Source organism: Entomohabitans teleogrylli (genome assembly GCF_001484765.1).
Lineage (GTDB): Bacteria > Pseudomonadota > Gammaproteobacteria > Enterobacterales > Enterobacteriaceae > Entomohabitans > Entomohabitans teleogrylli.
On the sequence record NZ_LLXO01000028.1, the window covers coordinates 23,808 to 47,805 of the forward strand.

At 59.1% G+C, this 23,998-nt stretch carries 23 protein-coding genes; 16 read left to right on the forward strand and 7 right to left on the reverse strand.

Translation table 11 applies throughout. The annotated features are described in order from the left end of the window. Positions 1-2: 2 nt before the first annotated feature. Together AQ981_RS21530 and AQ981_RS21535 are read left to right on the forward strand one after the other, a co-directional pair. Positions 3-1,472, forward strand: coding sequence for an aldehyde dehydrogenase (locus AQ981_RS21530; protein WP_058913824.1), 1,470 nt, complete (start codon positions 3-5; stop codon positions 1,470-1,472). Between the two features lie 37 nt (positions 1,473-1,509). Continuing rightward, complete coding sequence (locus AQ981_RS21535; RefSeq protein WP_058913825.1) at positions 1,510-3,150, forward strand: thiamine pyrophosphate-binding protein; 1,641 nt, start codon at positions 1,510-1,512, stop codon at positions 3,148-3,150. A 63-nt stretch (positions 3,151-3,213) separates the two neighbouring features. On the opposite strand, the gene sanA is transcribed toward AQ981_RS21535, so the two are convergent. The 5 genes from sanA to AQ981_RS21560 all read right to left on the reverse strand — a co-directional run bounded on the left by sanA (position 3,214) and on the right by AQ981_RS21560 (position 7,199). Continuing rightward, on the reverse strand, positions 3,214-3,936 hold the full coding sequence (gene sanA, locus AQ981_RS21540; protein ID WP_058913826.1) for an outer membrane permeability protein SanA: 723 nt from the start codon (positions 3,934-3,936) through the stop codon (positions 3,214-3,216). A gap of 126 nt (positions 3,937-4,062) precedes the next feature. Then, positions 4,063-4,947, reverse strand: a complete 885-nt coding sequence (gene cdd, locus AQ981_RS21545) for a cytidine deaminase (RefSeq protein ID WP_058913827.1) — start codon at positions 4,945-4,947, stop codon at positions 4,063-4,065. 129 nt (positions 4,948-5,076) lie between these two features. Continuing rightward, on the reverse strand, positions 5,077-5,772 hold the full coding sequence (locus AQ981_RS21550) for a CidB/LrgB family autolysis modulator (RefSeq protein WP_058913828.1): 696 nt from the start codon (positions 5,770-5,772) through the stop codon (positions 5,077-5,079). Beyond that, complete coding sequence (locus tag AQ981_RS21555; RefSeq protein ID WP_058913829.1) at positions 5,765-6,169, reverse strand: CidA/LrgA family protein; 405 nt, start codon at positions 6,167-6,169, stop codon at positions 5,765-5,767. Before AQ981_RS21555 ends, AQ981_RS21550 begins: the two co-directional genes overlap by 8 nt. A gap of 115 nt (positions 6,170-6,284) precedes the next feature. Next, positions 6,285-7,199: a LysR substrate-binding domain-containing protein gene (locus AQ981_RS21560; RefSeq protein ID WP_058913830.1), complete on the reverse strand. Its 915-nt coding sequence runs from the start codon at positions 7,197-7,199 to the stop codon at positions 6,285-6,287. Positions 7,200-7,324: 125 nt separating this feature from the next. Here AQ981_RS21560 and mhbT point away from each other — a divergent pair, with 125 nt between their 5' ends. From mhbT to bglG, 7 genes are all read left to right on the forward strand, one after another. After that, the gene (mhbT, locus tag AQ981_RS21565) at positions 7,325-8,698 is read left to right on the forward strand and encodes a 3-hydroxybenzoate transporter MhbT (protein ID WP_058913831.1); all 1,374 of its coding nucleotides are present in this window, start codon (positions 7,325-7,327) and stop codon (positions 8,696-8,698) included. A 19-nt stretch (positions 8,699-8,717) separates the two neighbouring features. Beyond that, positions 8,718-9,749 (forward strand): gentisate 1,2-dioxygenase, encoded by a 1,032-nt coding sequence (gene gtdA, locus AQ981_RS21570; RefSeq protein WP_058913832.1) that lies wholly within the window; start codon positions 8,718-8,720, stop codon positions 9,747-9,749. 14 nt (positions 9,750-9,763) lie between these two features. Next, the gene (locus AQ981_RS21575; RefSeq protein WP_058913833.1) at positions 9,764-10,465 is read left to right on the forward strand and encodes a fumarylacetoacetate hydrolase family protein; all 702 of its coding nucleotides are present in this window, start codon (positions 9,764-9,766) and stop codon (positions 10,463-10,465) included. A 13-nt stretch (positions 10,466-10,478) separates the two neighbouring features. Beyond that, positions 10,479-11,123: a maleylacetoacetate isomerase gene (gene maiA / locus AQ981_RS21580; RefSeq protein WP_058913834.1), complete on the forward strand. Its 645-nt coding sequence runs from the start codon at positions 10,479-10,481 to the stop codon at positions 11,121-11,123. Between the two features lie 20 nt (positions 11,124-11,143). Further along, positions 11,144-12,337 carry a 3-hydroxybenzoate 6-monooxygenase gene (locus AQ981_RS21585; protein ID WP_058913835.1) on the forward strand — a complete coding sequence of 398 codons (1,194 nt, stop codon included), beginning with the start codon at positions 11,144-11,146 and terminating at the stop codon, positions 12,335-12,337. A gap of 486 nt (positions 12,338-12,823) precedes the next feature. Further along, positions 12,824-13,756, forward strand: coding sequence for a tRNA dihydrouridine(16) synthase DusC (dusC, locus tag AQ981_RS21590; protein ID WP_058913836.1), 933 nt, complete (start codon positions 12,824-12,826; stop codon positions 13,754-13,756). Positions 13,757-14,087: 331 nt separating this feature from the next. Beyond that, positions 14,088-14,924 carry a transcriptional antiterminator BglG gene (gene bglG / locus AQ981_RS21595; RefSeq protein ID WP_058913837.1) on the forward strand — a complete coding sequence of 279 codons (837 nt, stop codon included), beginning with the start codon at positions 14,088-14,090 and terminating at the stop codon, positions 14,922-14,924. Between the two features lie 192 nt (positions 14,925-15,116). Here bglG and AQ981_RS21600 read toward each other — a convergent pair whose 3' ends face one another. Together AQ981_RS21600 and AQ981_RS21605 are read right to left on the reverse strand one after the other, a co-directional pair. Beyond that, positions 15,117-15,848 (reverse strand): class I SAM-dependent methyltransferase, encoded by a 732-nt coding sequence (locus AQ981_RS21600; protein ID WP_058913866.1) that lies wholly within the window; start codon positions 15,846-15,848, stop codon positions 15,117-15,119. A gap of 133 nt (positions 15,849-15,981) precedes the next feature. Continuing rightward, positions 15,982-16,563 (reverse strand): DedA family protein, encoded by a 582-nt coding sequence (locus tag AQ981_RS21605; protein WP_058913838.1) that lies wholly within the window; start codon positions 16,561-16,563, stop codon positions 15,982-15,984. Positions 16,564-16,751: 188 nt separating this feature from the next. On the opposite strand from AQ981_RS21605, the gene AQ981_RS21610 reads away from it, so the two are divergent. The 7 genes from AQ981_RS21610 to AQ981_RS21640 all read left to right on the forward strand — a co-directional run bounded on the left by AQ981_RS21610 (position 16,752) and on the right by AQ981_RS21640 (position 23,989). Further along, positions 16,752-17,339 carry a Yip1 family protein gene (locus AQ981_RS21610; protein ID WP_058913839.1) on the forward strand — a complete coding sequence of 196 codons (588 nt, stop codon included), beginning with the start codon at positions 16,752-16,754 and terminating at the stop codon, positions 17,337-17,339. Between the two features lie 172 nt (positions 17,340-17,511). Then, complete coding sequence (gene pbpG / locus AQ981_RS21615) at positions 17,512-18,456, forward strand: D-alanyl-D-alanine endopeptidase (RefSeq protein WP_058913840.1); 945 nt, start codon at positions 17,512-17,514, stop codon at positions 18,454-18,456. A 508-nt stretch (positions 18,457-18,964) separates the two neighbouring features. Continuing rightward, a complete protein-coding gene (locus tag AQ981_RS21620) occupies positions 18,965-20,080 on the forward strand; it encodes a branched-chain amino acid ABC transporter substrate-binding protein (protein WP_058913841.1) in 1,116 nt (371 codons plus the stop codon). A 112-nt stretch (positions 20,081-20,192) separates the two neighbouring features. Next, a complete protein-coding gene (locus AQ981_RS21625; protein WP_058913842.1) occupies positions 20,193-21,107 on the forward strand; it encodes an ABC transporter permease subunit in 915 nt (304 codons plus the stop codon). A gap of 10 nt (positions 21,108-21,117) precedes the next feature. After that, positions 21,118-22,404 carry a high-affinity branched-chain amino acid ABC transporter permease LivM gene (gene livM / locus AQ981_RS21630; RefSeq protein ID WP_058913843.1) on the forward strand — a complete coding sequence of 429 codons (1,287 nt, stop codon included), beginning with the start codon at positions 21,118-21,120 and terminating at the stop codon, positions 22,402-22,404. Beyond that, a complete protein-coding gene (locus AQ981_RS21635) occupies positions 22,401-23,276 on the forward strand; it encodes an ABC transporter ATP-binding protein (protein ID WP_058913844.1) in 876 nt (291 codons plus the stop codon). Before livM ends, AQ981_RS21635 begins: the two co-directional genes overlap by 4 nt. Then, positions 23,273-23,989 carry an ABC transporter ATP-binding protein gene (locus tag AQ981_RS21640; RefSeq protein WP_058913845.1) on the forward strand — a complete coding sequence of 239 codons (717 nt, stop codon included), beginning with the start codon at positions 23,273-23,275 and terminating at the stop codon, positions 23,987-23,989. Before AQ981_RS21635 ends, AQ981_RS21640 begins: the two co-directional genes overlap by 4 nt. Positions 23,990-23,998: the final 9 nt, after the last annotated feature.

A 23,998-nucleotide genomic window follows, 5' to 3' on the forward strand; every position in this document is an offset into this window, starting at 1 on the left:
CGATGGATTTACAGCCGATTTTTATCGCCGGGCGCTGGCGCACCGGTCGGGGTGAAGAGATGGTATCCCGCTATCCGGCGGATGGCAGGGAAATCGCCCGCCTTAACGCCGCCAGCCTTGAGGATGTGGAAGAGGCGATCGGCGCAGCGGATCGGGCCTGGCGCGACCCGCAGTGGCGCGGGCGGCTGCCCCATGAGCGTGCGACCATCCTGTATCGGGTCAGCGAACTGATCGTGGCGCAGCAGGAGGAACTGGCGCGCCTGCAAAGTCTTGATAACGGTAAACCGCTGGCGGAAACCCGCGGGCTGGTGGCCAGCGCCGCGGCGACCGCGCGCTATTTTGCCGCCGCCTGCGAAGTGCTGGAGGGCGAGCTGCCGACGCCGCGCAGCGCCGCGGTGATGACCCTGAGTGAGTATGAACCGCTTGGCGTGGTGGCGGCCATCACGCCGTGGAACTCGCCGATCGCCAGTGAAATGCAGAAAGTGGCGCCGGCGCTGGCGGCGGGTAACGCGGTGATCCTCAAACCGGCGGAAGCCACGCCGCTGATGGCCCTGAAGCTGGCGGAACTGTTTGAACAGGCGGGATTACCCGCAGGTCTGCTCAGCGTCCTGCCCGGTAAAGGCAGCGTGGTGGGCGAAGCCATCGCCCGTCACCATGCGGTGCGCAAAATTTCATTTACCGGCGGAACCCGTACCGGGCGCCATCTGGCGGCGATCGCCGCCGGGCGGCTGATTCCGACCTCGCTGGAACTGGGGGGCAAATCGCCGACCATCGTACTGGCAGACGCCGACCTCGAACAGGCGGCGCGCGGCATCAGCTACGGCATTTACAGCTCTGCCGGCCAGGCGTGTATCGCCGGAGCGCGGCTGTTCGTGCAACGCGAATGTTATCAGGCGCTGGTGGCGCGGGTGGCGGAACTGGCGCGCGGGCTGCGGGTGGGCTCTCCGTTTGCCGCCGACACCCATCTGGGTCCGCTGATTAGCCCGGCCCATCGCGCCAGCGTGGCGGCGTATGTGGAACTGGCGAAAAAAGAGGGCGGACGGGTGCTGGTGGGCGGCGAAGCCCCTGCCGACTCGGCGCTGGCTAACGGCAGTTACTATCTGCCGACGCTGATTGAAGGGCTGAATAACCAGGCGCAGGTGTGCCAGGAGGAGATTTTCGGCCCGGTGCTGGTGGCGATGCCGTTTGACGACGAAGAAGAGTTGATAGCCCTGGCTAACGATTCGGTTTACGGTCTGGCGGCGGGGATCTGGAGCCGGGATTTTCCGCGCGCGCTGCGTCTGGCGCGGGCGTTGGAGGTCGGCACCGTGTGGATCAACACCTATAAAACATTTTCGATTTCCACCCCGTTCGGCGGCTTTAAAGACAGCGGCCTCGGGCGGGAGAAGGGGCTGCAGGGCATTAAAGCATATATGCAGCAAAAGAGTATTTATCTGGGGCTGAGCGGGCAGAGTAATCTGTGGAGCGACTGAACCGGCGTGGCAATAATAACTGATGAGAAGGCTGACGATGAGCGAAGAGATTACCGTGGGCGAAGCGATTGCCCGAACGCTGGAACAGTACCATGTAGACGCCGTATACGGCATTATCTCCATCCATAACCTGCCGGTGGCGGACGCCATTGGCCGCCGTGAGCGCATCCATTTTGTGCCGGCGCGCGGCGAGGCCGGCGCGGTGACTATGGCGGACGCCCACGGGCGCTTTTCCGGCCTTGGCGTAGCGCTGACCAGCACCGGCGCCGGAGCCGGCAATGCCGTGGGCGCGCTGGTGGAGGCGACCAACGCCGGCTCGCCGCTGCTGCATATTACCGGACAGGTGGAAAAGGCCTGGCTGGACGCCGATGTGGGCTTTATCCACGAGGCCCGCGATCAGCTCGGCTTTCTGCGCGCCAGTTGCAAAAAGGCCTTCCGCGTCAGTAATGCCGGGCAGGCGGTGGCGCTGTTGCATAAAGCGATCGCTGAGGCGCGCACGCCGCCCTGCGGGCCGGTATCGATTGAGATCCCGATTGATGTGCAGGCCGAGAAAATCCCCGTGGCGCTGTTGACGGCGCCGCCGGCGTCGCCCGTGGCGCCGCAGGCTACGGACGAGCAACTGGAGCATCTGTACCAGCGGGTGAGCCAGGCGCGGCGACCGATCCTGTGGGTCGGCGGCGGCGCGCTGGGCTGTGCCGACGCGGTGCGGCGTCTGGCGGATGCCGGGATCGCCGTGATCTCTTCCACTCACGGGCGGGGGATTCTGGCGGACTCCCATCCGCGCAGCCTGCGGGCGTTCCACAATTCGCCCTCCGTGGAGCAGCTACTGGCGCAAAGCGATCTGCTGGTGATTGCCGGATCGCGTCTGCGCAGTAACGAGACCCGCACCTGGAGCCTTGGTTTGCCGGAAGTGCGGGTGCAGATTGATATCGATCCGGCGGCGATAAACCGCAACTATCAGATCAGCGAGGCGATCGTCGCTGACTGTGGGCAGGTGCTGAACGCGCTGGCGGAGCGTCTGCTGGCGGACGAGCGGCGCAACGGCGAATGGGACGGACAGATCGCCGCCGCCGTGGCGCAGGCGGAGCAGGCGCTGCGCGCCCAGGCGGGGCCCTATGCCCGGCTCAACGACGCCATTGCCCGGGCGCTGCCGGCTGACGGTATTCTGGTGCGCGATATTACGGTCTCCGGCAGCGTCTGGGGTAGCCGACTGTTTCGCGCCGCCGCGCCGCTGCGCAATATTCACTCCCTGGCGGGGGCGATTGGCATGGGGTTGTCGATGGCGGTAGGCAGCGCGGTGGCGAACCCGGGCAAAAAAATTGTCGGGCTGGTGGGGGACGGCGGACTGATGCTCGGCATCGGCGAACTGGCGACCATGGCTCAGGAACGCTGCGATATCACTCTGCTGGTGATGAATGACGGCGGCTATGGCGTGATGCGCGGTATTCAGGATAAGTACTTTGCCGGTCGTCAGTATTACAACCAACTGCTGACCCCGGATTTCGCCGCTCTGGCGGGCTCAATGGGCATTCAGTCCTACCGGATTAGCGAAGCGGCGCAGTTTGACGGCGTGATGGCGGAAGCCATTAATTATCCGGGACCGGTGGTGGTGGAGGTGGATATGTGCGCGATTGGCGAGATTCAGTTCGCCGGACCGCCGCAGAAAACCCTGTACTAAGCCGGGACCGCCGCTCCCTGTACGACGGGGAGCGGCGTTATTCAGGTAAAACGGGCCGCCCGGCTATTTGTCGCGGCGGCCTTTTTGCAGATCCAGCAATTGTTGCGGAGTGACCGCCGGGTATCCCTGGGCGCCGTCCGGCACTTCCTGGACCGCCGGAATCGGTACCAGCGGCCCGAGAAAACGCGGCTCGCGTTTAAAAATATACAGATCCGCCAGCGCGCCAAGCCGGGCGCCGAACTCCCGTAGCCGCACGCTGAGCATATTCTTTGGCGACGGTACCGCATAGCACTGGGCCTGAATCCCCATATGCAGGGCGATAAACAGCGCCCGCTCGCAGTGGAAGCGCTGGGTAATAATGATGAAATCGTTGGTGTCGAACACTTTACGGGTGCGCACGATGGAGTCGAGGGTGCGGAACCCTGCATAGTCCAGTACGATATCCGCCGGATCGACGCCGGCGGCGATCAGATCCTTACGCATGGTCACCGGTTCATTGTAGCTCTGCTGGGCGTTGTCGCCGCTGAGCAGCAGGTAGTTCACTTTACCGCTGTTGTAGGCGTTGAGCGCCCCCTGAATCCGGTAACGGTAATACTGATTAATCACCCCGGTGCGGTAATACTTGGCGGTCCCCAGCACCACGCCCACCTGGCGGTAGGGCAGATCCTGAAGTTCATCATACACGTAGGGGGCTGTGCGCCAGCTAATCCAGCGATCCAGACCAAGCGCCGCCAACAGCAATAAGCCGATAATGACCAGCAGGCTGTACAACAGGCGCTTAAACATGAACTTGCCGACTCGACTCGGGAACGGGGAATTTTCCCAAGGCTACTTTACCCCTGCGGCAAGAGCAAGAAATCGCTGACTGGTTGCAGTAATTTTCGCCAGTGGGTCGGGCCGGTAGGCGAATTTTTATGCGACCGCTACTCGCTCGACGTAGGTGCAACCCAGCGACTCCAGCGTGGAGAGCGTGGCGTCCCACTGGGTCAGCAGCGGCGCTTCGCGTTCCGCCAGCACCGCGCGGCTGATATCGCCCGCGCCCCGGCCGGTGAGGAACAGCAGATTCAGAGCGGCCTGTAGTGGCGGCAGCGACGGGTTATAGGCGGCGTTTTCCGCATAGCGCCCGGTCAGAATGGCGCCGTCCTGTAACGCCAGGGCTACCCCTGACGGCGAGTCGCTGTAGGGCGCGTGGCTGCGGCTGGCCGCATCGATCGCCGCCTGGGTCAGCGCGTCGCCGTGGGGGATAAAACCGTGGTCGCACGGGTCCATCAGCAGCGTGGCTATCTGTAAATCGCGCGGGCCGAAGGCGTCCGGCAGGTAGTGGCCAAGGGTGCCCGGCTGGCGCTGCGGCAGATGAATCAGCAAATCGGTGCCGCTGTTCAGTTCATTCATAAACTGGCGGCAGTGGCCGCAGGGGGTGTAATTGACCGTTATGTCGGTGAGGCGGGTTTCACCGCGCATCCACGCGTGGGTGACGGCGCTCTGTTCAGCGTGAATGGTCTGCTGCATGGTGGTGCCGGGAAATTCCATGTTGGCGCCGAAGTAGAGGTTGCCGCTTTCGCCGCTGGCGATAGCGCCGACGTTAAAACGCGATACCGGCGTTTGGGCGCAGGCGGCGGCCAGCGGCAGCAGGGCGAAAGACAGCGCCTGGCGATCCAGACCGCTTTCATCCATGACGCGTTGCACTTCGTCAGCGTTGAGCATGGCCGGGAAGTGGTCATCATTCAGCAGCGGCAACAGGGCCGCCTGGAGTTTTTCCGGCAGCGTGGCGAAAGCGCAATCAAAACGTGGATGCATGGCGATACCTCATAGCAGAGTAACGGGAGCGTAGTGTACGGCCCATTTGCGCTATCAATTGTGATCAATATCTCTGTTTTAATGTAATGAAGTTGTTGATTGCAATATTTGCGAGATATGCAGCAAGTATTAACCAAACAGCGCCATAATGAGCGGAAACAGAAACGGCGCCGTCAGCGAGGTGATAATGCCGCAGATCACCAGCGCCAGCGAACTGAAGGCCCCTTCCTGGAAATCCAGTTCGGCGCAGCGGGCGGTGCCCAGCGCGTGGGAAGCGGTGCCCATTGCCAGCCCGCGCGCCGCTTTGGTTTTAATGCGCATCAGGTTGAGCAGCGAGTGGCCGAATACCGCGCCAAGAATACCGACAAAGATTACGCACACTGCGCTAATGGCCGGGATACCGCCGATACTGCCGCCGACGGCCATGGCGATCGGCGTGGTGACCGATTTCGGCAGTACCGAGGCGGCGATCTCCGGGCTGGCCCCCATCATCAGGGCAATACCGGTGCCGGTGACCATCGCCACAATACTGCCGGCAAAGCAGATGGTAATAATTGATTTCCAGCGCGCGCGGATCTGGTGCAACTGTTCATAGAGCGGAAACGCCAGCGCCACCACCGCCGGCTGCAGCAGATCGTTAAGCACTTCGCTGCCCGCAAAGTAGCGCTGGTAGGGAATATCCAGCGTCAGCAGCAGCGGAATAATCACCAGCATCGACAGCAGTAGCGGATTGAGCAGTGGACTTTTAAACTTTGCTCCCAGCTTGCGGGCCGCCAGAAAAACCACAACGGTCAGCGGCAGAGACCACCAGATATTGTCAATCATGCTTTTCCGCCTCGTCGTGGCCGATGACTTTGCGCTCGCCGTGGACCAATTGGGAGCTCCAGCTCACCACCACCAGTACCACCAGCGTGCTGATAATGCAGGAGACCACCACCGGGCCGAATTGCGCGCGCAGCACATCGTAGTACTGCATTACCCCGACGCCGATCGGCACAAACAACAGCGCCATATAGCGAATCAGCACGTAGCAGCCGGGAAACACCCATTTTGACGGCATAATCTGCAGCGCCAGCAGGACAAATAAAATCAACATCCCGATGATACTGCCGGGAATTACGATCGGTAGCAGGGAAGCGATGCCGATTCCGGCATACAGGCAGGCATAGATCAGGATAAAAGCCCGAAGATATTCCCAGAGTGTTATCAGCGTTTTGCGCATGGTGGTCATCCTTTCAGAAACGCATTCATCATACAATTAAACCCAAAAATGTGCTACCGATCACATCATGAATTAAAAGCATATCAGACATTCCTCCGCGGCACGCCGCAGACGGTCAACCGGCGCTTTTTTCCAGATGATAAATCAGGCGCAGCAGAGCGGTGGAGGGGTTATCGTCTTTACGCCAGAATACGCCGACGCTGCCTTTTTGCTCAATACGCGGCAGGGCGAGGATCGACAACTGGCCCTGGGCCTCATAGCGCTGGGCCAGTCGCCACGACAGGATCGACACCATATCGCTGGCCTGTAGCAGGTTAAGGGTGACGTTCATGGAGGCGGATTCGACGGTATTCTCCGGCATCATCACGCCGTTATCCACCAGCGCGCTGTCGATACTGATGCGGATCGGCGTACCGGTGGGCCAGACTATCCAGCGCCACGGCGCCAGATCGCGCCAGCTAATGGCGCTGCGTCCGGCCAGCGGATGATCGTTGCGCGCCACGAAGCACACCGGCTCGGTATACAGCACCTGATAATTGAGGGGCAGTTTCAGGGCTTTTCCGCCGACCCTGCCCACCACTGCGTCGAGCACCCCGGAGGTCAGATCCTGCAGCAGCGGCGTCATGACCTTTTCTTCTATGTTCAGATGCAGCCCCGGCATCTCTTCCAGCAGCGGCAAAATGGCCTGCGAGACACAGTCGGTGGCCACCGGCGAGCAGCCGATCTTCAGGCTACCGACCAGCCCGCCTTCCCGGAAGCGCGCCATCTCCTCCCGGGAGCGTTCCAGCTCATTTATCACCCGCTGGGCATGCTCGAGCAGCAATTTCCCACCCTCGGAAGGGCGTAGTCCTTTGCTGTGGCGCTCGTAGAGGGCAAAACCTATCTCTTCTTCCAGCGCGCTAAGCCATTTGGAAAGCGCCGGCTGGGTGATGTGCATCATTTTTGCCACCCGGCTCAGATTACCCTGTTCGCCAATCGCCACCAGCAACTGCCAGTGGTGCAGTTTTAGTTTCTGGGTCCAGTCCGCCATAAAGATATAACCTCCTGGTTATAGCACTGCCTGAAATACCATTGTACATCTCATTCCTCAGACCACAAGATTGCAACATAAACACAACATAACAACCTCTACTTACCTGCACCGAGGCATCTGCTATGACCCTACAACGTTGCGATCTTCAGGCGCTTATCGACGCTTCCCCAATCCGCGCTATTCAATGGCGCGTCGTCATCTGCTGTTTCCTGGTGGTGATGATGGACGGTTTCGATACCGCCGCGATTGGCTTCATCGCTCCCGATATTCGCCAGCACTGGGCGCTGAGCGCCGCCGACCTGGCGCCGCTGTTCGGCGCTGGTCTGCTGGGCCTGACTGGCGGGGCGCTGCTGTGCGGCCCGCTTTCCGACCGCTTTGGCCGTAAACGCGTGATTGAGTGGTGTGTGGCCTTCTTTGGCCTGCTCAGTCTGGTGTCGGCTTTCTCTCCTGACTTACAGACCCTGGTTATCCTGCGCTTTCTGACCGGCCTCGGGCTGGGCGGCGCGATGCCCAATACGATTACCATGACGTCCGAATTCCTGCCGGCCCGCCGGCGCGGCGCGCTGGTCACCCTGATGTTCTGCGGCTTCACCCTCGGTTCGGCGCTGGGTGGTATCGTCAGCGCTCAACTGGTGCACAGCATTGGCTGGCAGGGCATTCTGGTGCTGGGCGGTGTATTGCCGCTGGCGCTGTTTGTCGGCCTGCTGTTTTTACTGCCGGAGTCTCCGCGCTGGCAGGTACGGCACAACCAGCCACAGCAAAAAATCGCCGCCACCCTTAGCCGTATCGCCGGCGAGCAGTACCGCAACGCCCATTTCTATCTGGATGAACCAGCCAGCCATAAAGGTAGCAGCGTCGGCGCCCTGTTCCGCGGCCGCTCAATTGTCGTCACGCTGATGCTGTGGGTGGTGTTCTTTATGAGTCTGATGATCATCTACCTGCTGTCGAGCTGGATGCCGACGCTGCTGAACCATCGCGGCATCGATCTTCAGCATGCGTCGTGGATCACCGCTGCATTCCAGATTGGCGGCACCCTCGGGGCGATGCTGCTGGGCTGGATGATGGACAGGCTTAACCCTTACTGGGTGCTGGCCGTCAGCTACCTGCTGGGCGCGGTGTGTATTGTGATGATCGGCCTGTCGGAAAGCTCGCTGTGGATTATGGCGCTGGCGATTTTCGGCACCGGTATCGGTATCAGCGGCTCGCAGGTGGGGCTGAACGCCCTGAGCGCCACGCTGTATCCCACTCAGTGCCGCGCCACTGGCGTGAGCTGGGCGAATGCGGTAGGTCGCTGCGGCGCCATCGTCGGCTCGGTTAGCGGCGGCATGATGATGGCGATGAATCTGTCGTTTGGCGCCCTGTTCACCATTATTGCTCTACCGGCGCTGATCTGCGCCCTGATGCTGGTGCTGCTCACTCTGTCGATGCGTGTGCGTCTGTCGGTGACTGCGCCTGGATACGCCGCTGTACCCCGCCACAGCGCGGCGAATGATTAAATCTATAAGGAGAACGACTATGACCAATATTTCTGTACAGGAACAACGTCAGCAGTTTTATCAGCAAATTTCCGGCATGGATTTAGCGCCGCTGTGGGAGTCGCTGCATTCACTGGTGCCCAACACCCCCAATCCGACCTGTGCGCCGGCCCTGTGGCGTTACCAGGATATTCGCCCGTACCTGATGCAGAGCGGCGAGTTGATTGGCGCGAAAGAGGCTATCCGCCGGGTGCTGGTGCTGGAAAACCCCAGCCTGCGCGGTCAGGCGTCGATTACGTCTTCGCTGTATGCCGGCCTGCAATTGATTATGCCGGGCGAGGTGGCGCCGAGCCATCGCCACACCCAGTCGGCGCTGCGCTTTATTGTGGAAGGTAATGACGCGTTCACCGCCGTCGACGGCGAGCGTACGGTGATGCACGAAGGGGACTTTATCCTGACGCCCCAGTGGCGCTGGCACGACCACGGCAACAGCGGTAATGAGCCGGTGGTATGGCTGGACGGGCTGGATCTGCCGCTGGTTAACTACCTTGGCTGCGGTTTTGCCGAAAACTACCCGGAAGATCAGCAGCCGGTGACCCGCCGCGAAGGGGATTACCTGCCGCGCTACGCCGCCAATATGCTGCCGCTGCGCCACCAGAGCGGTAACTCGTCGCCGATCTTTAACTATCGCTATGACCGCAGCCGCGAAGCGCTGCACGATCTGAGCCGCCTTGGCGAGCCGGATGAGTGGGAAGGTTACAAACTGCGCTACGTTAACCCGGTCAACGGCGGCTATCCGATGCCGACCATTGCCGCCTTCCTGCAACTGATGCCGAAGGGCTTCCGTTCAAAAACGGCGCGCAGTACCGACAGCACGGTCTACCACGTGGTGGAAGGCAGCGGGCGCGTCACTATCGGCGAGCAGACCTTCACCTTTACGCCGAAAGATACTTTTGTGGTGCCGAACTGGAACGCCGTCTCTTTTGACTGCGACAGCGAGGCGGTACTTTTCAGCTTCTCGGATCGTCCGGTACAGGAATTCCTCGGCCTGTTCCGCGAAGCGCGCAATTAATTGGGAGAGAGATCATGACGAATTATGTATTCCAGCCGCAGCCCGTTGTTACGGTTCCCGTTGCCGACAGCGACGCGCAGTTCCCGGTACGCCGTATCTACTGTGTGGGCCGTAACTATGCCGCTCACGCCCGGGAAATGGGATTTGATCCGGATCGCGAGCCGCCGTTCTTTTTCTGCAAGCCGGCGGATGCGATTGTGCCGGTAGCGGCTGGCACCACGCTGGAACTGCCGTACCCGGCGCAGACCGATAACTACCACTATGAGATTGAGCTGGTAGTGGCGATCGGTAAGCAGGGGCGCGATATTCCGCTGGAAAAAGCCCATGAGTATATCTGGGGCTACGCAACCGGTCTGGATATGACCCGCCGCGACCGCCAGATGGAGATGCGCCAGATGGGGCGTCCGTGGGAAATCGGTAAGGCTTTCGACCTGTCGGCCCCGATTGCGCCACTGCACCCGGCGGCCAGCGTCAGCGGTATGGACAATGCGCCGATCTGGCTGCAGGTCAACGGTGAAGACCACCAGCGCAGTGATATTCGTCATTTGATCTGGTCAGTACCGGAAACCATCAGCTACCTGTCCGGCTATTTCGAACTGCAGCCGGGAGATCTGATCTTCACCGGTACGCCGGAAGGGGTTGGCCCGGTCGTCAAAGGGGACGTCATGACCGGGAATGTGGATGGCCTGACGCCGATCGCCGTGAAAGTGGTGTGAGCAGGAGTTTGCCATGAAGCTGTACAGTTTTTTCAACAGTTCCGCCTCTTATCGGGTGCGTATTGCGCTGGCGCTGAAGGGCATTGACTACCAGACCGTCGGCGTAAATATCCGCATCGGCGAGCAGAATCAGATGGATTACCGGCGCCTTAACCCGATAGCCCTGGTGCCCACGCTGGTCACCGATGAAGGAGAGGCGCTGGGCCAGTCGCTGGCGATTATCGACTGGCTCGACAGGGCATACACCCAGGCGCCGCTGATTCCTGAACAGGATGAAATACGCGCCCGGGTGCTGGAGATTGCTTACGCTATCTCCTGCGACATCCACCCGGTAAATAACATGCGGGTACTGCGTTACCTGACTGAAGAGCTGGGCATCAGCGAAGAACAGAAAAATCGCTGGTATGCCCACTGGATTAAACAGGGGCTGAGCGCCGTGGAGCAGTTGCTGAAACGCAGCGAATCCGGACGCTTCTGCGTGGGTGATGCCCCAACCCTGGCCGATTGTTGTCTGATACCGCAAATCGCCAACGCCCAGCGTATGGGGTGCGACCTGAGTGCGTACCCGCGCTGTCTGGCGGTATGGCGGACCTGTCAGGAACTGCCCGCCTTTGTGGCGGCGGCTCCGGAAAACCAGACGGACAAGATCCCGGCGTAATCAATAAAAGGAGACAAGCCATGGCTAAAGTAAAAAGCGCAATTATCGTCGGCGGCGGCATTGGTGGGGCGGCAGCCGCCCTGTCGCTGGCCCGTCAGGGCATCGACGTGATGCTGCTGGAAAGAGCCCATGAAATTGGGGAAATTGGCGCCGGGATCCAGCTTGGTCCAAATGCGTTCTCAGCCCTCGATAGCCTGGGCGTCGGGGAAGTTGCCCGCCAGCGGGCGGTGTTTACCGATCATATCTGTATGATGGACGCGGTGACCGCGGAGCAGGTGGTGCGTATTGAAACCGGCCAGGCGTTCCGCGACCATTTCGGCGGTCCCTACGCGGTTATTCACCGGGTAGATATCCACGGGACGGTATGGGAAGCCGCGCTGCAGCATCCGAATATTCAGTACCGCACCTCCACCACGGTGGTGGACATTAGCCAGACAGAAAACGATGTCACGGTGTATGACAGCGAAGGCAATAGCTGGACGGCGGATATTCTGCTGGGCTGCGACGGCGGTAAATCGGTGGTGCGTCAGGCGCTTCTGGGAGACGGCCCGCGGGTGACCGGCCATGTGGTATACCGGGCGGTGATTGATAAGGCCGATATGCCGGAAGATCTGCAAATTAATGCGCCGGTATTGTGGGCGGGTCCACACTGCCACCTGGTGCATTATCCGCTGCGCGGCGGTTCCCAGTACAATCTGGTGGTGACTTTCCACAGCCGCGAGCAAGAGGAGTGGGGGGTGAAGGACGGCAGTAAGGAAGAGGTGCTTTCTTACTTCAAGGGTATTCACCCGCGTCCGCGTCAGATGCTGGATAAACCCACCAGTTGGCGGCGCTGGTCCACCGCGGATCGCGAGCCGGTAGAGAAGTGGGGTAACGATCGGATTACGCTGCTCGGCGACGCCGCGCACCCGGTAGCCCAGTATATGGCGCAGGGCGCCTGTATGGCGCTGGAAGACGCGGTGACCATCGGTAAGGCGCTGGAGCGTTGCGAAGGGGATGCGGCGAAGGCCTTTGCGCTGTATGAGTCAGTACGTATTCCACGTACCGCGCGTATCGTGTGGTCGACCCGCGAGATGGGGCGTCTGTACCATGCCGCGGGCGTTGAACGCCAGGTGCGTAACCTGCTGTGGAAAGGTAAAGGCCAGCCGGAGTTTTACCGGGCAATGGAATGGCTGTACGGCTGGAAAGAAGATAACTGTCTGGAACCGCGTTAAGACGGTTGATTAAAGGGTGTGCTATGTGTTTGCCCCGAGGCCTGTCCGGCTTCGGGGTTTTTTATTGCCCGTAACAGATAACGGTTTTCGATTTTCCCGCGGGGCGCTACCATAGCGGGCCGAAATAGTGACTACCTGAAGAAACCTACAGCAATAGGGTTGTTTCAGATTAGGCTGGGTATTATCGCGAGGGTTTCAGAGTCACGCTGGAAATCGCTGACACGAAGGCCGTGAGACAAAGATCTGGTGCCATGGATGGCGCCAGAAAGGCATGCCGCAACAGTGATGTGGCATGCCTGGTCCGCAGGATAAGGCCGGGAGTGGAAGTTCCCGCGTAGCGCCCCTTAACCCGTTCGCGAATTACTGAAGCCAGTAAAGAATGGATAACATAACGCGAACGGAAACCGGCAGACTGAGCCACAACACCACAAACAACCATTTCTAACCCCTGGCGCTCCGCGCCTCACAACCAAAACGGACACCACTATGCGCATCCTCCTCGCCCCCATGGAAGGAGTACTTGATTCCCTGGTTCGCGAGTTGCTGACCGACGTCAACGACTACGATCTGTGCATCACCGAATTTCTGCGGGTGGTGGATAGCCTGCTGCCGGCAAAATCCTTCTATAAACTGTGCCCGGAGCTGCGCAACCAGAGCCGCACGCCGTCCGGCACCTTGGTGCGTATCCAGTTGTTGGGCCAGCATCCGCAGTGGCTGGCGGAAAACGCCGCCCGGGCGGTGGCGCTGGGGAGCTGGGGGGTGGATCTTAACTGCGGCTGCCCGTCGAAGCTGGTTAATGGCAGCGGCGGCGGGGCGACGCTACTGAAAGATCCGGAGCTGATTTACCGGGGGGCGAAAGCGATGCGCGAGGCGGTGCCGGCAGCGTTGCCGGTCACCGTAAAAGTGCGTCTCGGGTGGGACAGTAGCGCCCGCAGTCTGGAGATTGCCGATGCGGTTGAACAGGCCGGGGCCAGCGAGCTGGTGGTCCACGGGCGTACCAAAGAAGACGGTTATAAAGCGGAGCGTATCGACTGGGCGGCGATTGGCGAGATTCGCCGCCGCCTGACCATACCGGTTATCGCCAACGGCGAAATTCGCGACTGGCAAAGCGCGCAGGATTGCATGGCGGCAACCGGCTGCGATGCGCTGATGGTCGGGCGCTGGGCGCTGAATGTGCCCAACCTGAGCCGGGTGATTAAATATCATCAGCCGCCGATGCCGTGGGATGAGGTCGTGCAACTGTTGCGGAAATACACCCGTCTGGAAAAGCAGGGGGACACCGGTATGTACCACGTGGCGCGCATTAAGCAGTGGCTGGGGTATTTACGCAAAGAATATCCTCAGGCCAGTGTACTTTTCGGGACGATCCGGGCATTAAAAACCTCTGCGGAGATCGCGAGAGTTATTGATGCCCGCTAAGATGCCGTCATCATTAAGGGGGCCGCTCTCTTAATGGCGTCAGCCATGATTACGCTGCGACCAGGAAAGCTGCGCAACGCGGTTAGCGCGTTCCAGCCAGCAAGACGCTGGCGTCGCGGCTCAGGAGTGGGAGGCAGGGTGCTTCGGGAGAGGCGCTGAAAAGCCCAGTAACGTTTTGATTGCCGATCTGCATCACGTTTTTTTATGCCTCTGTTTGCGGGAGTTAAGGGAACTGCTACAGTGCCGCAAAAGGATTGTTACTGCATCAGCAGGCATAACCTGATTTTCCGGCCCGTGCCGGAGGTCAGGTTTTTTTGTTTTCGGGGTAGTGATGAAGATCGCCAAAATTCTCAATAACAATGTTGTCGTGGTACTGGATGACCAGGCTCGGGAACAGGTGGTGATGGGCCGCGGTCTGGGCTTTCAGAAACACCCCGGCGACAGGCTGGATCCGTCAAAGGTGGAAAAGGTGTTCGCGCTACAGAGTGATGAACTGGTGGCGCGCCTCAGTGAACTGCTCAGCCAGATCCCGCTGGAGGTGATGACGACCTGTGATCGCATCATCGAACTTTCCCGCCAGCGGCTGGGGAAATTACAGGAAAGCCTGTATATCACGCTCACCGATCACTGTAACTTCGCCATTGAACGCCAGCGTAAAGGGATTACCATCCGCAATGTGCTGCTGTGGGAAATCAAGCGTCTGTACCCGAAAGAATTCCAGTTGGGGATGGAGGCGCTGGCGATCATCGACAAACGGCTGGGTATCCTGATGCCGGAAGATGAGGCCGGATTTATCGCGCTGCATCTGGTTACTGCGCAGCTCGACAGCGAAATGCCGGAAGTGATGCACATTACGCAGGTGATGCAGGAGATTCTGCATATCGTCAAATACCAGCTACAGCTGGAATATCAGGAAGAGTCGCTGAGCTACCAGCGCTTTGTCACCCACCTGAAATTTTTCGCCCAGCGCATGCTCAACCGCACCGTGGTGCCGGATGACGATATTTCGCTGCACGTGGCGGTCAAAGAAAACTACCCGAAAGCATGGCGCTGCGCGCAGAAAGTCAGCCAGCATCTCAACGGTCAGTATCAGCGGGATCTCACCAATGAAGAGGTGATGTTTCTGGCGATTCATATTGAGCGGGTGCGTAAAGAGTGCGCCCATTAATGCGCTTTTCCTGAACGGGTTCCTTTCAGGCAAGCTGGCGTCGCAAAAATCCTTTAAACCATATTCATCCCGGATCGCTGTTGCGGCCCGGATGCCACGAAAACGTCAGTTCAGGGATATCCAGCGGCAGAGGGGCGTGTGCCATGGCGACTGCCGGCGCCAGTGCGTCCGAATGGCGGCCAGGCGCGTGTATCAGGGTTTGCGGGCGCTGAGCAGGAAAATCATCGGCCGCTCTTTCTCTTCATCCAGCGCCGGATTGGCGGCGATTTGTTGGGCGTCCGGCCCCCATTCGTCAATATGGGTTAGCGTAAAACCGTTGGCGATCAGCAGGTTAATCCATGTGGCGAGCTTGCGGTGCTGTTTGCGCACTCCGGCGGCGAACCAGTTGCTGATGCGCACCCCTTCGGCCTGGTAATGATTTACCGGCCACGATTTCTGGCTGGTTTTATCCACCACCCAACCCTGTACCAGCGGCGCGGTATAAATCGGGTGCTCCGCGGAAAAAACCAGTATCCCACCGGGTTTCAGGGCCTGGTAAACGGTAGCGAATAACCCGCTGATGTTTTCCAGGTAATGCAGCGCCAGCGAACTGTACACCAGATCCAGCGAATCCGCGGCGAGTTGCAGTTTTTCCAGATCGGCATGGCGGTAAACAATCGGGCTTTTGCCGGTCATGGAGCGCGCTTTTTCCAGCATTCGCGCTGAAACATCATAGCCGGTAATCTGCGCTGCCCCCTGCTGCTGTGCATAACGGCAAAACCAGCCATAGCCGCAGCCGAGATCGGCAACCCGGGCGCCGAGCAGCGGCGGTAGCATGGCGCTGAGCGCCGGCCATTCCGGCGCGCCTTCCAGCCCTTTTACCGAACGATCGAGGGTAGCGTAACCGGCAAAAAACTGCGGATTATCATAAATATTCTGTGTCATATCTTTCTCCATTTGCTCCTTTTCGCCAGGTAAGCATCGCGGCCCTGTGGAGGTTATCTCAGCGCCGGAATGGCCTGGGGTGGAGGGTTGCCGCGTTTGCTGTGGCGTCCGGGGAGGCGCAGCCTGGCGTGGATTAATCCCTTTCTTGTTGTTCGCGGCGCGCGGCGCGGCGTTTTAACCACAGACGCGCCAGCCAGACCGCCGCGACTGCGGCAATAAGCCAGACCAGATGTTTAAGATGCTGGTCAAGATGGTGCAGCCACGGCGCGATAAGTTCACCGCCCAGATAGCCCAGAGTGGTGAAAATCAGCGCCCACACCAGCGCGCCAAGGATATTCAGCGGAATAAACACCCGCGGCGCGAGATGGCTGGCGCCGATCAGTACCGGGCCGATAATGCGAAAGCCGTACATAAAGCGCGCGCCAATCACAAACAGCCATGGTCGGCGCTGGATCAGGCGCCGGGCCGTGGCTATCTTTTTCTGATGGCGGTGAAAACGGCGCAGGAGGCGATCGCCATAATAATGGCCGAGCAGGAACAGCAATTGATCGCCAATCATGCCGCCCAGCGCCACGGCGAGCACCACCAGCGGAAATTTCAGCAGCCCCTGATGAGCCGCAACGCCCCCCAGCAGAGTGACGGTTTCCCCTTCGGCCAGGCTGCCGACGATCAGCGCAGCGTAACCGTACTGCGCGATCAAATGATTAATATCCATCAGGACAGTCACTATCTCTCTGTTATTTCCCGTTATTAAGCATACACCCTGTTTATAGCTTTGCGCTGAAGGATATATTTTTACTGGTTAATAAATAATCTGACGGGTGAATTATACTTATCATTAATGTGTCGCAGCGCGACGCTGACGCAGTTGCTTTTCCGCGGGTAGACAGACCAGGAGGCGTTATGAACCATGTCTGGGGACTTTTCTCCCATCCGAATCGTGAAATGCAGTCAATTCATCATGAAAATGAATCTGTCGGTCACCATTACGCGCATCACGTATTGTTGCTGGCGGCGATCCCGGTTATTTGCGCATTTATCGGTACCACGCAAATCGGCTGGGATTTTGGCGATGGTACGATTGTGCGGCTGGCGCCGCTGACCGGTATTTATCTTGGCATCCTGTTTTATGCCGCGATGCTGGTCGGCGTGGCGGTGATGGGGCGCGTTATCTGGTGGATGGCGCGTAACTATCCGCAGCGGCCGTCGCTGCGGCGCTGTATGGTATTTGCCGGCTATGTGGCGACTCCGCTGTTTCTGAGCGGTATTGTGGCGCTATACCCGCTGGTGTGGCTGTGTGCGCTGGTGGGAACTCTGGCGCTGGTGTATACCGGCTATCTGTTGTTTATCGGTATCCCGCCGTTCCTTAGTATCACGCGGAATGAGGGGCTGAGCTTCTCCGGCTCGACTCTGGCGATAGGGGTGCTGGTGCTGGAAGTGCTGCTGGCGATCACCGTGATTCTGTGGGGCTACGGCTACCGTCTGTTCTGAACCGGCTGCATTGTCGCTCAGATAAGCGGCAATGCAGCATTTCGTCACGATTCTTCTCTGGCATGGCGCAAGCGCCGCAGAGTATGATGCGACGCCAGCTTTCGTTATTGATTATAAAAGCGAAAGCGGTGTGCATTATTTTGCGCATGAATAATCTTTCAGAAGCGTCATCATGCCGGACAAAATTCGCCTTTCTTTATTCAGCCTTGCGCTGTTGGTTAGTACTCCTTTTGCGCCTCAGGCGCTTGCCGCATCGGCCAGTGGCGCTGGTTATGCCGCGCAGCCGGAAATCGCCTCCGGTAGCGCGATGATTGTCGATTTACAGACTAATAAAGTCATTTATGCCAGCCACCCGGACCTGGTCAGGCCGATGGCGTCGATTACCAAAGTGATGACCGCGATGGTGGTGCTTGACGCCCGCCAGCCGCTGGATGAAATGCTCAGCGTTGATATCAGCCAGACGCCGGAAATGAAAGGCATCTATTCGCGGGTACGCCTGAACAGCCAGATCAGCCGTAAGAATATGCTGCTGCTGGCGCTGATGTCCTCGGAAAACCGCGCGGCGGCCAGCCTGGCGCATCACTACCCCGGCGGCTACGCGGCCTTTATTCGGGCGATGAACGCGAAGGCGAAAGCGCTGGGGATGACCCACACGCGCTATGTTGAGCCGACCGGGCTGTCGGTAGATAACGTTTCCACCGCCAGGGATTTGAGTAAGCTGCTGATCGCCACGAAGCAATATCCCCTGATAGGGCAGCTCAGCACCACCCGGGAAGATATGGCCACTTTCAGCCATCCCGCCTATACCTTGCCGTTCCGCAATACCAACCATCTGGTGTACCGCGACGACTGGAATATCCAGTTGACCAAAACCGGGTTTACCAATGCGGCGGGCCACTGTTTGATCATGCGCACGCTGATTAATAAACGCCCGGTGGCGCTGGTGGTGATGGACGCCTTTGGAAAATATACCCACTTTGCCGACGCCAGCCGCCTGCGTAGCTGGCTGGAGACCGGGAAAATAACGCCGGTGCCGGCGGCGGCGATGAGCTATAAACGCCAGAAAGCGGCGCAGATGGTCAGTAATGAGTCCCGCGCCACCGCGCAGGTGGAATAAGCAGTAAGCGGCGGAATGCAGCGATGCTGGGTTCCGCCGTGGTTTATTTATCCTTCGGGGTCACCCTGGATGAGGATATTCCGCCGATGCTCCGCCCGGACGCATCGATTGTTCATTCCCGAATCTATCCGCGCTATTCACTCCCTTTATTCAGACAAGCCTTTTTTGCTGGCCTGTGAAATAGCATCAGTGGCGCCAGCGGTGCGTTTGCACCAAAGCAGAGCAGCGCCGCCAGGCAATACAGAATATTTTGCGGCGCGGTGCCTGATTCTCACCCTGCCGGCGGTTCGGCCCTCCCGGCGCTGAAATATGTTTTACCGCAGGCGGTAATCATTTTGAGCTCATCTATCATTAATTGATCTGCATAGTATTTAGCCTCTGGTGCGACTTTTGCTTGCGTCAGCGTAGCTATTGCGGCCCGTAGGTTAACCGCTGGCAAAAATGCAGTAAGTGATATTTTCCGCGCCAGTGTATGGCGCCTGGCTGTGAATCAGTGAGGAATATCCGAATGTCTCTGAAACTTAAAACGTTGGTTCTTCAGGTTGCGATAGCGGGTTGTCTCAGCGCGGCGTTTTATGCGCAGGCGGAGGTGAAAATTGGTGTGGCCGGTCCGTTTACCGGGCCGAATGCCACCTACGGCGCCCAGTACTGGAAAGGGGCGTCGCAGGCCGTAGCGGATATTAATGCGGCTGGGGGAATTAAGGGTGAAAAGATTGTCCTGGTGCAGGGGGATGACGCCTGTGAGCCAAAGCAGGCGGTGGCGGTAGCGAACCGGCTGGTTGATGAGTCCGGCGTTTCTGCCGTGGTCGGCCATTTCTGTTCGTCGTCGACCATGCCCGCTTCCGAGGTTTATGACGAGGCGGGGATTCTGACCATTACCCCCGGCTCGACCAATCCTCAGATCACCGAGCGCGGCATGAAGGATATGTTTCGCATGTGCGGTCGCGACGACCAGCAGGGCGAGATTGCCGCGAACTACATGCTCGACGTCCTGAAAGCCAAAAAGATCGCCGTGATCCACGATAAAGATACTTACGGTCAGGGACTGGCCGACGCCACCCGGGCGGCGCTGGCGAAACGCGGTACTAAAGAGGTTCTGTATGAGGGGCTGTCGCGCGGCGAGAAGGATTTTAACGCCCTGGTCACCAAAATCGGCGCCCTGAAGCCGGATGTTGTGTACTTCGGCGGCTGCCATCCGGAAGCCGGGCCGCTGGTGCGGCAGATGCGCGAGCAGGGGGTGCAGGCTAAATTTTTCTCCGGCGACTGCATTGTTACTGAGGAACTGGTGACCGCCGCTGGCGGACCACAGTTCACTAACGGTGTGCTGATGACCTTCGGCCAGGATCCACGCACCATTGCGGAGGGTAAAAGCGTGATTGAAAAATTCCGCGCCGAAGGCTTTGAGCCGGAAGGGTATACCCTCTATGCCTATGCTTCCATCCAGGCTATCGCCGCCGCCTATAACGCCGTGGGTACAGATAACGCCAAAGCCAGCGAGTGGCTGAAGACCAACAGCGTCAATACGGTGATGGGCAAAAAGGCCTGGGACAGTAAAGGCGACCTGAAAGTGTCGGACTATGTTGTCTACCAGTGGGATGATAAAGGCAAATATCACCAGCTTTAATCGTCGCCAGATCCTGAATTCCCCGGCCCTTGCGTTATTAAGGGCGTGATACTTGCGCAGGCGGCGTACACAGGATGCCGGACGTCGCCTGTTTATCGGCTGGATGGTTTCTATGGAAGCTTTCTTTCTGCAACAAATGATCAATGGACTGACGCTGGGGGCGGTCTACGGGCTGATAGCCATTGGCTATACCATGGTCTACGGCATTATCGGCATGATTAACTTCGCCCACGGCGAGGTTTACATGATTTCCGCCTACCTCTGCGCGATCGGGCTGGCTCTGCTCGGCTATTTTGGTATTCACTCTTTCCCGGTGCTGATCTTCGGCACGCTGCTGTTCACTATTGTAGTGACTGGCGTTTACGGCTGGGCTATCGAACGCATTGCCTACCGCCCGCTGCGTAACTCGACGCGGCTGGCGCCGCTGATTTCAGCCATTGGCATGTCGCTGATTTTGCAAAACTATGTGCAAATCAGCCAGGGGCCGAATCAGCAAGGCATTCCGACACTGCTTAGCGGCGTGGTGCGTTTTCACGTCGCCGACGGGGTAGTACAAATCACCTGGACCAAAATCTTTATCGTGGCCGCGGCGCTGGTCGGGATGGCTATCCTCACCTGGATAATCCAGCGTACCCGGCTGGGGCGTGTCTGTCGCGCTACCCAGCAGGACCGGCGGATGGCGGCGATCCTCGGCATCAATACTGACCGGGTGATCTCGCTGGTCTTTGTCATCGGCGCGGCGATGGCCGGGCTGGCCGGGGTTCTGGTGACCATGAACTACGGCACCTTTGATTTCTATATCGGCTTTATTATCGGCATTAAAGCCTTTACCGCCGCGGTGCTGGGCGGCATCGGTTCGCTGCCGGGGGCGATGCTTGGCGGGCTACTGCTGGGGGTGGCCGAGGCCCAGTTTGCCGGGATGGTGAACTCGGATTACAAAGATGTTTTCTCTTTCGCCCTGCTGGTGGTGATCCTGATTTTTCGCCCTCAGGGTCTGCTGGGTCGTCCGGTCGCTGCTAAGGTCTAAGGGGTAAAAAATGACAGAGGTTTCCCGCAAGCCAGGGCTGGATATCAGGCAGAGCCTGATAGATAGCGTGCTGGCCGGATTGTGTGCGCTGGTGGTTTTTGGGCCGATCGTCGGCATTGTGCTTGATGGATACAGTTTTAATTTATCCGCCCGGCGGGTGGCGGTGCTGGTCGCGATAGTGATGCTCGGACGACTGGTGATCAGTCTGGGGCTGCAAAGCCAGGCCGGGCGCCGCTTTAAGGCGCGCTTTGAAGGGGCGGACGATGGGGTGTATGTGCGCCCGCCCGGTTATCGCTCCCGGCTGCGCTGGATTATTCCCCTGCTGCTGGCGCTGGCGGTGTTATTTCCCTTCATCGCCACTAAATATTTGTTAACGGTCGCCATTCTCGGGCTTATCTACGTATTACTGGGGCTGGGGCTGAATATCGTGGTGGGCCTGGCCGGTCTGCTCGACCTGGGATATGTGGCGTTTTACGCGATCGGGGCGTATGGCCTGGCATTGGGTTATCAGTATCTGGGGCTGGGTTTCTGGGCCATGCTGCCGCTGGGGGCGATTATGGCGGCGCTGGCCGGGGCGCTACTGGGATTTCCGGTGCTGCGTATGCACGGGGATTACCTGGCGATTGTTACCCTCGGCTTCGGGGAGATTATCCGTCTGGTTCTGAATAACTGGGTCAGCTTTACCGGGGGGCCCAATGGCGTCTCCGTGCCGGCGCCGACCTTTTTCGGCCTTGAGTTCGCCAGACGGGCAAAGGAGGGCGGGGTACCGGTGCATGAGTTTTTACAAATAGGCTATAACCCCAATCTCAAATTTATCTTTATCTACGCGGTATTGTTGCTGGTGGTGCTGCTGGTACTGTTGATTAAGCATCGGCTGACCCATATGCCGATTGGCCGCGCCTGGGAGGCGCTGCGCGAAGATGAGATTGCCTGCCGGGCGATGGGGCTGAATCATGTGCTGGTCAAGCTTTCGGCGTTCATGATTGGGGCATCGACGGCGGGGATTGCCGGGGTTTTCTTCGCCACCTACCAGGGATTTGTCAACCCGACCTCGTTTACCTTTTTTGAATCTGCCTTAATCCTGGCGATTGTCGTTCTCGGCGGTATGGGATCGACGCTGGGGGTGGTGCTGGCGGCCTTTGTCCTTACGGTAACGCCGGAACTGCTGCGCGGTTTTGCCGAATATCGGGTGTTGCTGTTCGGCGTTCTGATGGTGCTGATGATGATCTGGCGGCCGCGCGGGCTGGTGCGCACCAGCCGGATGGGGGTAGCCATTCGTAAGGGGGTGGCGCCATGAGTGACTGCATCCTGCAGGTCAGGCATTTGATGATGCATTTTGGCGGCATCAAAGCGCTGAATGACGTTAACCTTGAAGTGCAGCGCGGATCGATAACCGCCCTTATCGGCCCCAACGGCGCCGGTAAAACCACGGTATTCAACTGCCTTACCGGTTTTTATCGCGCGACCGGCGGTTCGATTATGCTCAACGCGCATACCCGGGCTACCGATGTGATTCAGATCCTCGGGCAAAAGATCACCTTCGCCGATCTGGTGAACCCGCTCCATCTGGGATCGCGCATTTACTACAAAATGTTCGGCGGCACGCACCTTGTTAACCGGGCGGGTCTGGCGCGTACCTTCCAGAACATCCGCCTGTTCCGCGAAATGTCGGTGATTGAAAACCTGCTTGTGGCTCAGCATATGCAGGTCAACCGTAACCTGATTGCCGGGATACTCAACACGCGCGGTTATCGCCACGCCGAAAATCAGGCGCTGGATCGGGCCTTTTACTGGCTGGAACTGGTGGAAATGACCGACTGCGCCAACCGGCTGGCGGGGACGCTCTCTTATGGCCAGCAGCGGCGGCTGGAGATTGCCCGCGCTATGTGTACCGGCCCGGAGATAATCTGCCTCGACGAGCCGGCCGCCGGCCTTAACCCCGCGGAAACCCGCGCCCTGAGCCGGATTGTGCGCCTGTTGCGCCAGCAGCACGGCGTGACGGTGTTGTTGATCGAGCATGATATGGGCATGGTGATGGAGATCTCCGATCGCATTATTGTGCTCAATCACGGCTATGTGATAGCCCAGGGAACGCCGCAGGAAATTCGCTCGGATGCCAGCGTTATTGCCGCCTATCTGGGGACCGACGAAGAGGAAACCACCGAATGAGCCAGCCGCTGCTTGAGTTTCGTCAGGTCGATGTGTTTTACGGCCAGATACAGGCCCTGAAAGAGGTTTCGTTAACCGTTAATCAGGGGGAGACGGTGGCGCTGATTGGCGCTAACGGCGCCGGTAAGTCGACGCTGCTGATGTCTATTTTTAGCCAGCCGCGTATCGCCGGCGGGCAAATCTGCTATCGCGGCGAGGATATCAGCCGTAAACCCACCGCCAGCATCGCCCGCTGCGGAATTGCCCAGGTCCCGGAAGGGCGGCGAATCTTTCCGGATATGACGGTGGAGGAGAATCTGGTCATGGGGACCATTCCCACCGGCGATCGCTACCAGAATGAAGATAAAGCGCGGATGTACCAGTTGTTTCCGCGTCTCGAAGAGCGGCGCAGCCAGCGGGCGATGACGCTTTCCGGAGGGGAGCAGCAGATGCTGGCTATCGCCCGGGCCCTGATGAGCAGACCACAACTGTTATTGCTGGATGAGCCGAGTCTCGGGCTGGCGCCGCTGGTGGTCAAACAGATTTTTCAGGTGCTGCGCGAACTGACACAACAGGGGATGACGCTGTTTCTGGTGGAGCAGAACGCTCATCACGCCCTGAAGTTGTGCGATCGGGCTTATGTGATGGCCACCGGCCAGATTCGGCTAAGTGGCACCGGCAGGGAGTTACTGGACAATCAGGAGGTGAGGCGCGCCTATTTAGGCGGTGCGTAATGGCGCGGG

Bases quoted from the DNA above. Each gene is read 5' to 3' on its own strand.
- AQ981_RS21530 (WP_058913824.1), top strand. From the start codon at position 3: ATGGATTTACAGCCGATTTTTATCGCCGGGCGCTGGCGCACCGGTCGG.
- AQ981_RS21535 (WP_058913825.1), top strand. From the start codon at position 1,510: ATGAGCGAAGAGATTACCGTGGGCGAAGCGATTGCCCGAACGCTGGAA.
- sanA (WP_058913826.1), bottom strand. From the start codon at position 3,936: ATGTTTAAGCGCCTGTTGTACAGCCTGCTGGTCATTATCGGCTTATTG.
- cdd (WP_058913827.1), bottom strand. From the start codon at position 4,947: ATGCATCCACGTTTTGATTGCGCTTTCGCCACGCTGCCGGAAAAACTC.
- AQ981_RS21550 (WP_058913828.1), bottom strand. From the start codon at position 5,772: ATGATTGACAATATCTGGTGGTCTCTGCCGCTGACCGTTGTGGTTTTT.
- AQ981_RS21555 (WP_058913829.1), bottom strand. From the start codon at position 6,169: ATGCGCAAAACGCTGATAACACTCTGGGAATATCTTCGGGCTTTTATC.
- AQ981_RS21560 (WP_058913830.1), bottom strand. From the start codon at position 7,199: ATGGCGGACTGGACCCAGAAACTAAAACTGCACCACTGGCAGTTGCTG.
- mhbT (WP_058913831.1), top strand. From the start codon at position 7,325: ATGACCCTACAACGTTGCGATCTTCAGGCGCTTATCGACGCTTCCCCA.
- gtdA (WP_058913832.1), top strand. From the start codon at position 8,718: ATGACCAATATTTCTGTACAGGAACAACGTCAGCAGTTTTATCAGCAA.
- AQ981_RS21575 (WP_058913833.1), top strand. From the start codon at position 9,764: ATGACGAATTATGTATTCCAGCCGCAGCCCGTTGTTACGGTTCCCGTT.
- maiA (WP_058913834.1), top strand. From the start codon at position 10,479: ATGAAGCTGTACAGTTTTTTCAACAGTTCCGCCTCTTATCGGGTGCGT.
- AQ981_RS21585 (WP_058913835.1), top strand. From the start codon at position 11,144: ATGGCTAAAGTAAAAAGCGCAATTATCGTCGGCGGCGGCATTGGTGGG.
- dusC (WP_058913836.1), top strand. From the start codon at position 12,824: ATGCGCATCCTCCTCGCCCCCATGGAAGGAGTACTTGATTCCCTGGTT.
- bglG (WP_058913837.1), top strand. From the start codon at position 14,088: ATGAAGATCGCCAAAATTCTCAATAACAATGTTGTCGTGGTACTGGAT.
- AQ981_RS21600 (WP_058913866.1), bottom strand. From the start codon at position 15,848: ATGACACAGAATATTTATGATAATCCGCAGTTTTTTGCCGGTTACGCT.
- AQ981_RS21605 (WP_058913838.1), bottom strand. From the start codon at position 16,563: ATGGATATTAATCATTTGATCGCGCAGTACGGTTACGCTGCGCTGATC.
- AQ981_RS21610 (WP_058913839.1), top strand. From the start codon at position 16,752: ATGAACCATGTCTGGGGACTTTTCTCCCATCCGAATCGTGAAATGCAG.
- pbpG (WP_058913840.1), top strand. From the start codon at position 17,512: ATGCCGGACAAAATTCGCCTTTCTTTATTCAGCCTTGCGCTGTTGGTT.
- AQ981_RS21620 (WP_058913841.1), top strand. From the start codon at position 18,965: ATGTCTCTGAAACTTAAAACGTTGGTTCTTCAGGTTGCGATAGCGGGT.
- AQ981_RS21625 (WP_058913842.1), top strand. From the start codon at position 20,193: ATGGAAGCTTTCTTTCTGCAACAAATGATCAATGGACTGACGCTGGGG.
- livM (WP_058913843.1), top strand. From the start codon at position 21,118: ATGACAGAGGTTTCCCGCAAGCCAGGGCTGGATATCAGGCAGAGCCTG.
- AQ981_RS21635 (WP_058913844.1), top strand. From the start codon at position 22,401: ATGAGTGACTGCATCCTGCAGGTCAGGCATTTGATGATGCATTTTGGC.
- AQ981_RS21640 (WP_058913845.1), top strand. From the start codon at position 23,273: ATGAGCCAGCCGCTGCTTGAGTTTCGTCAGGTCGATGTGTTTTACGGC.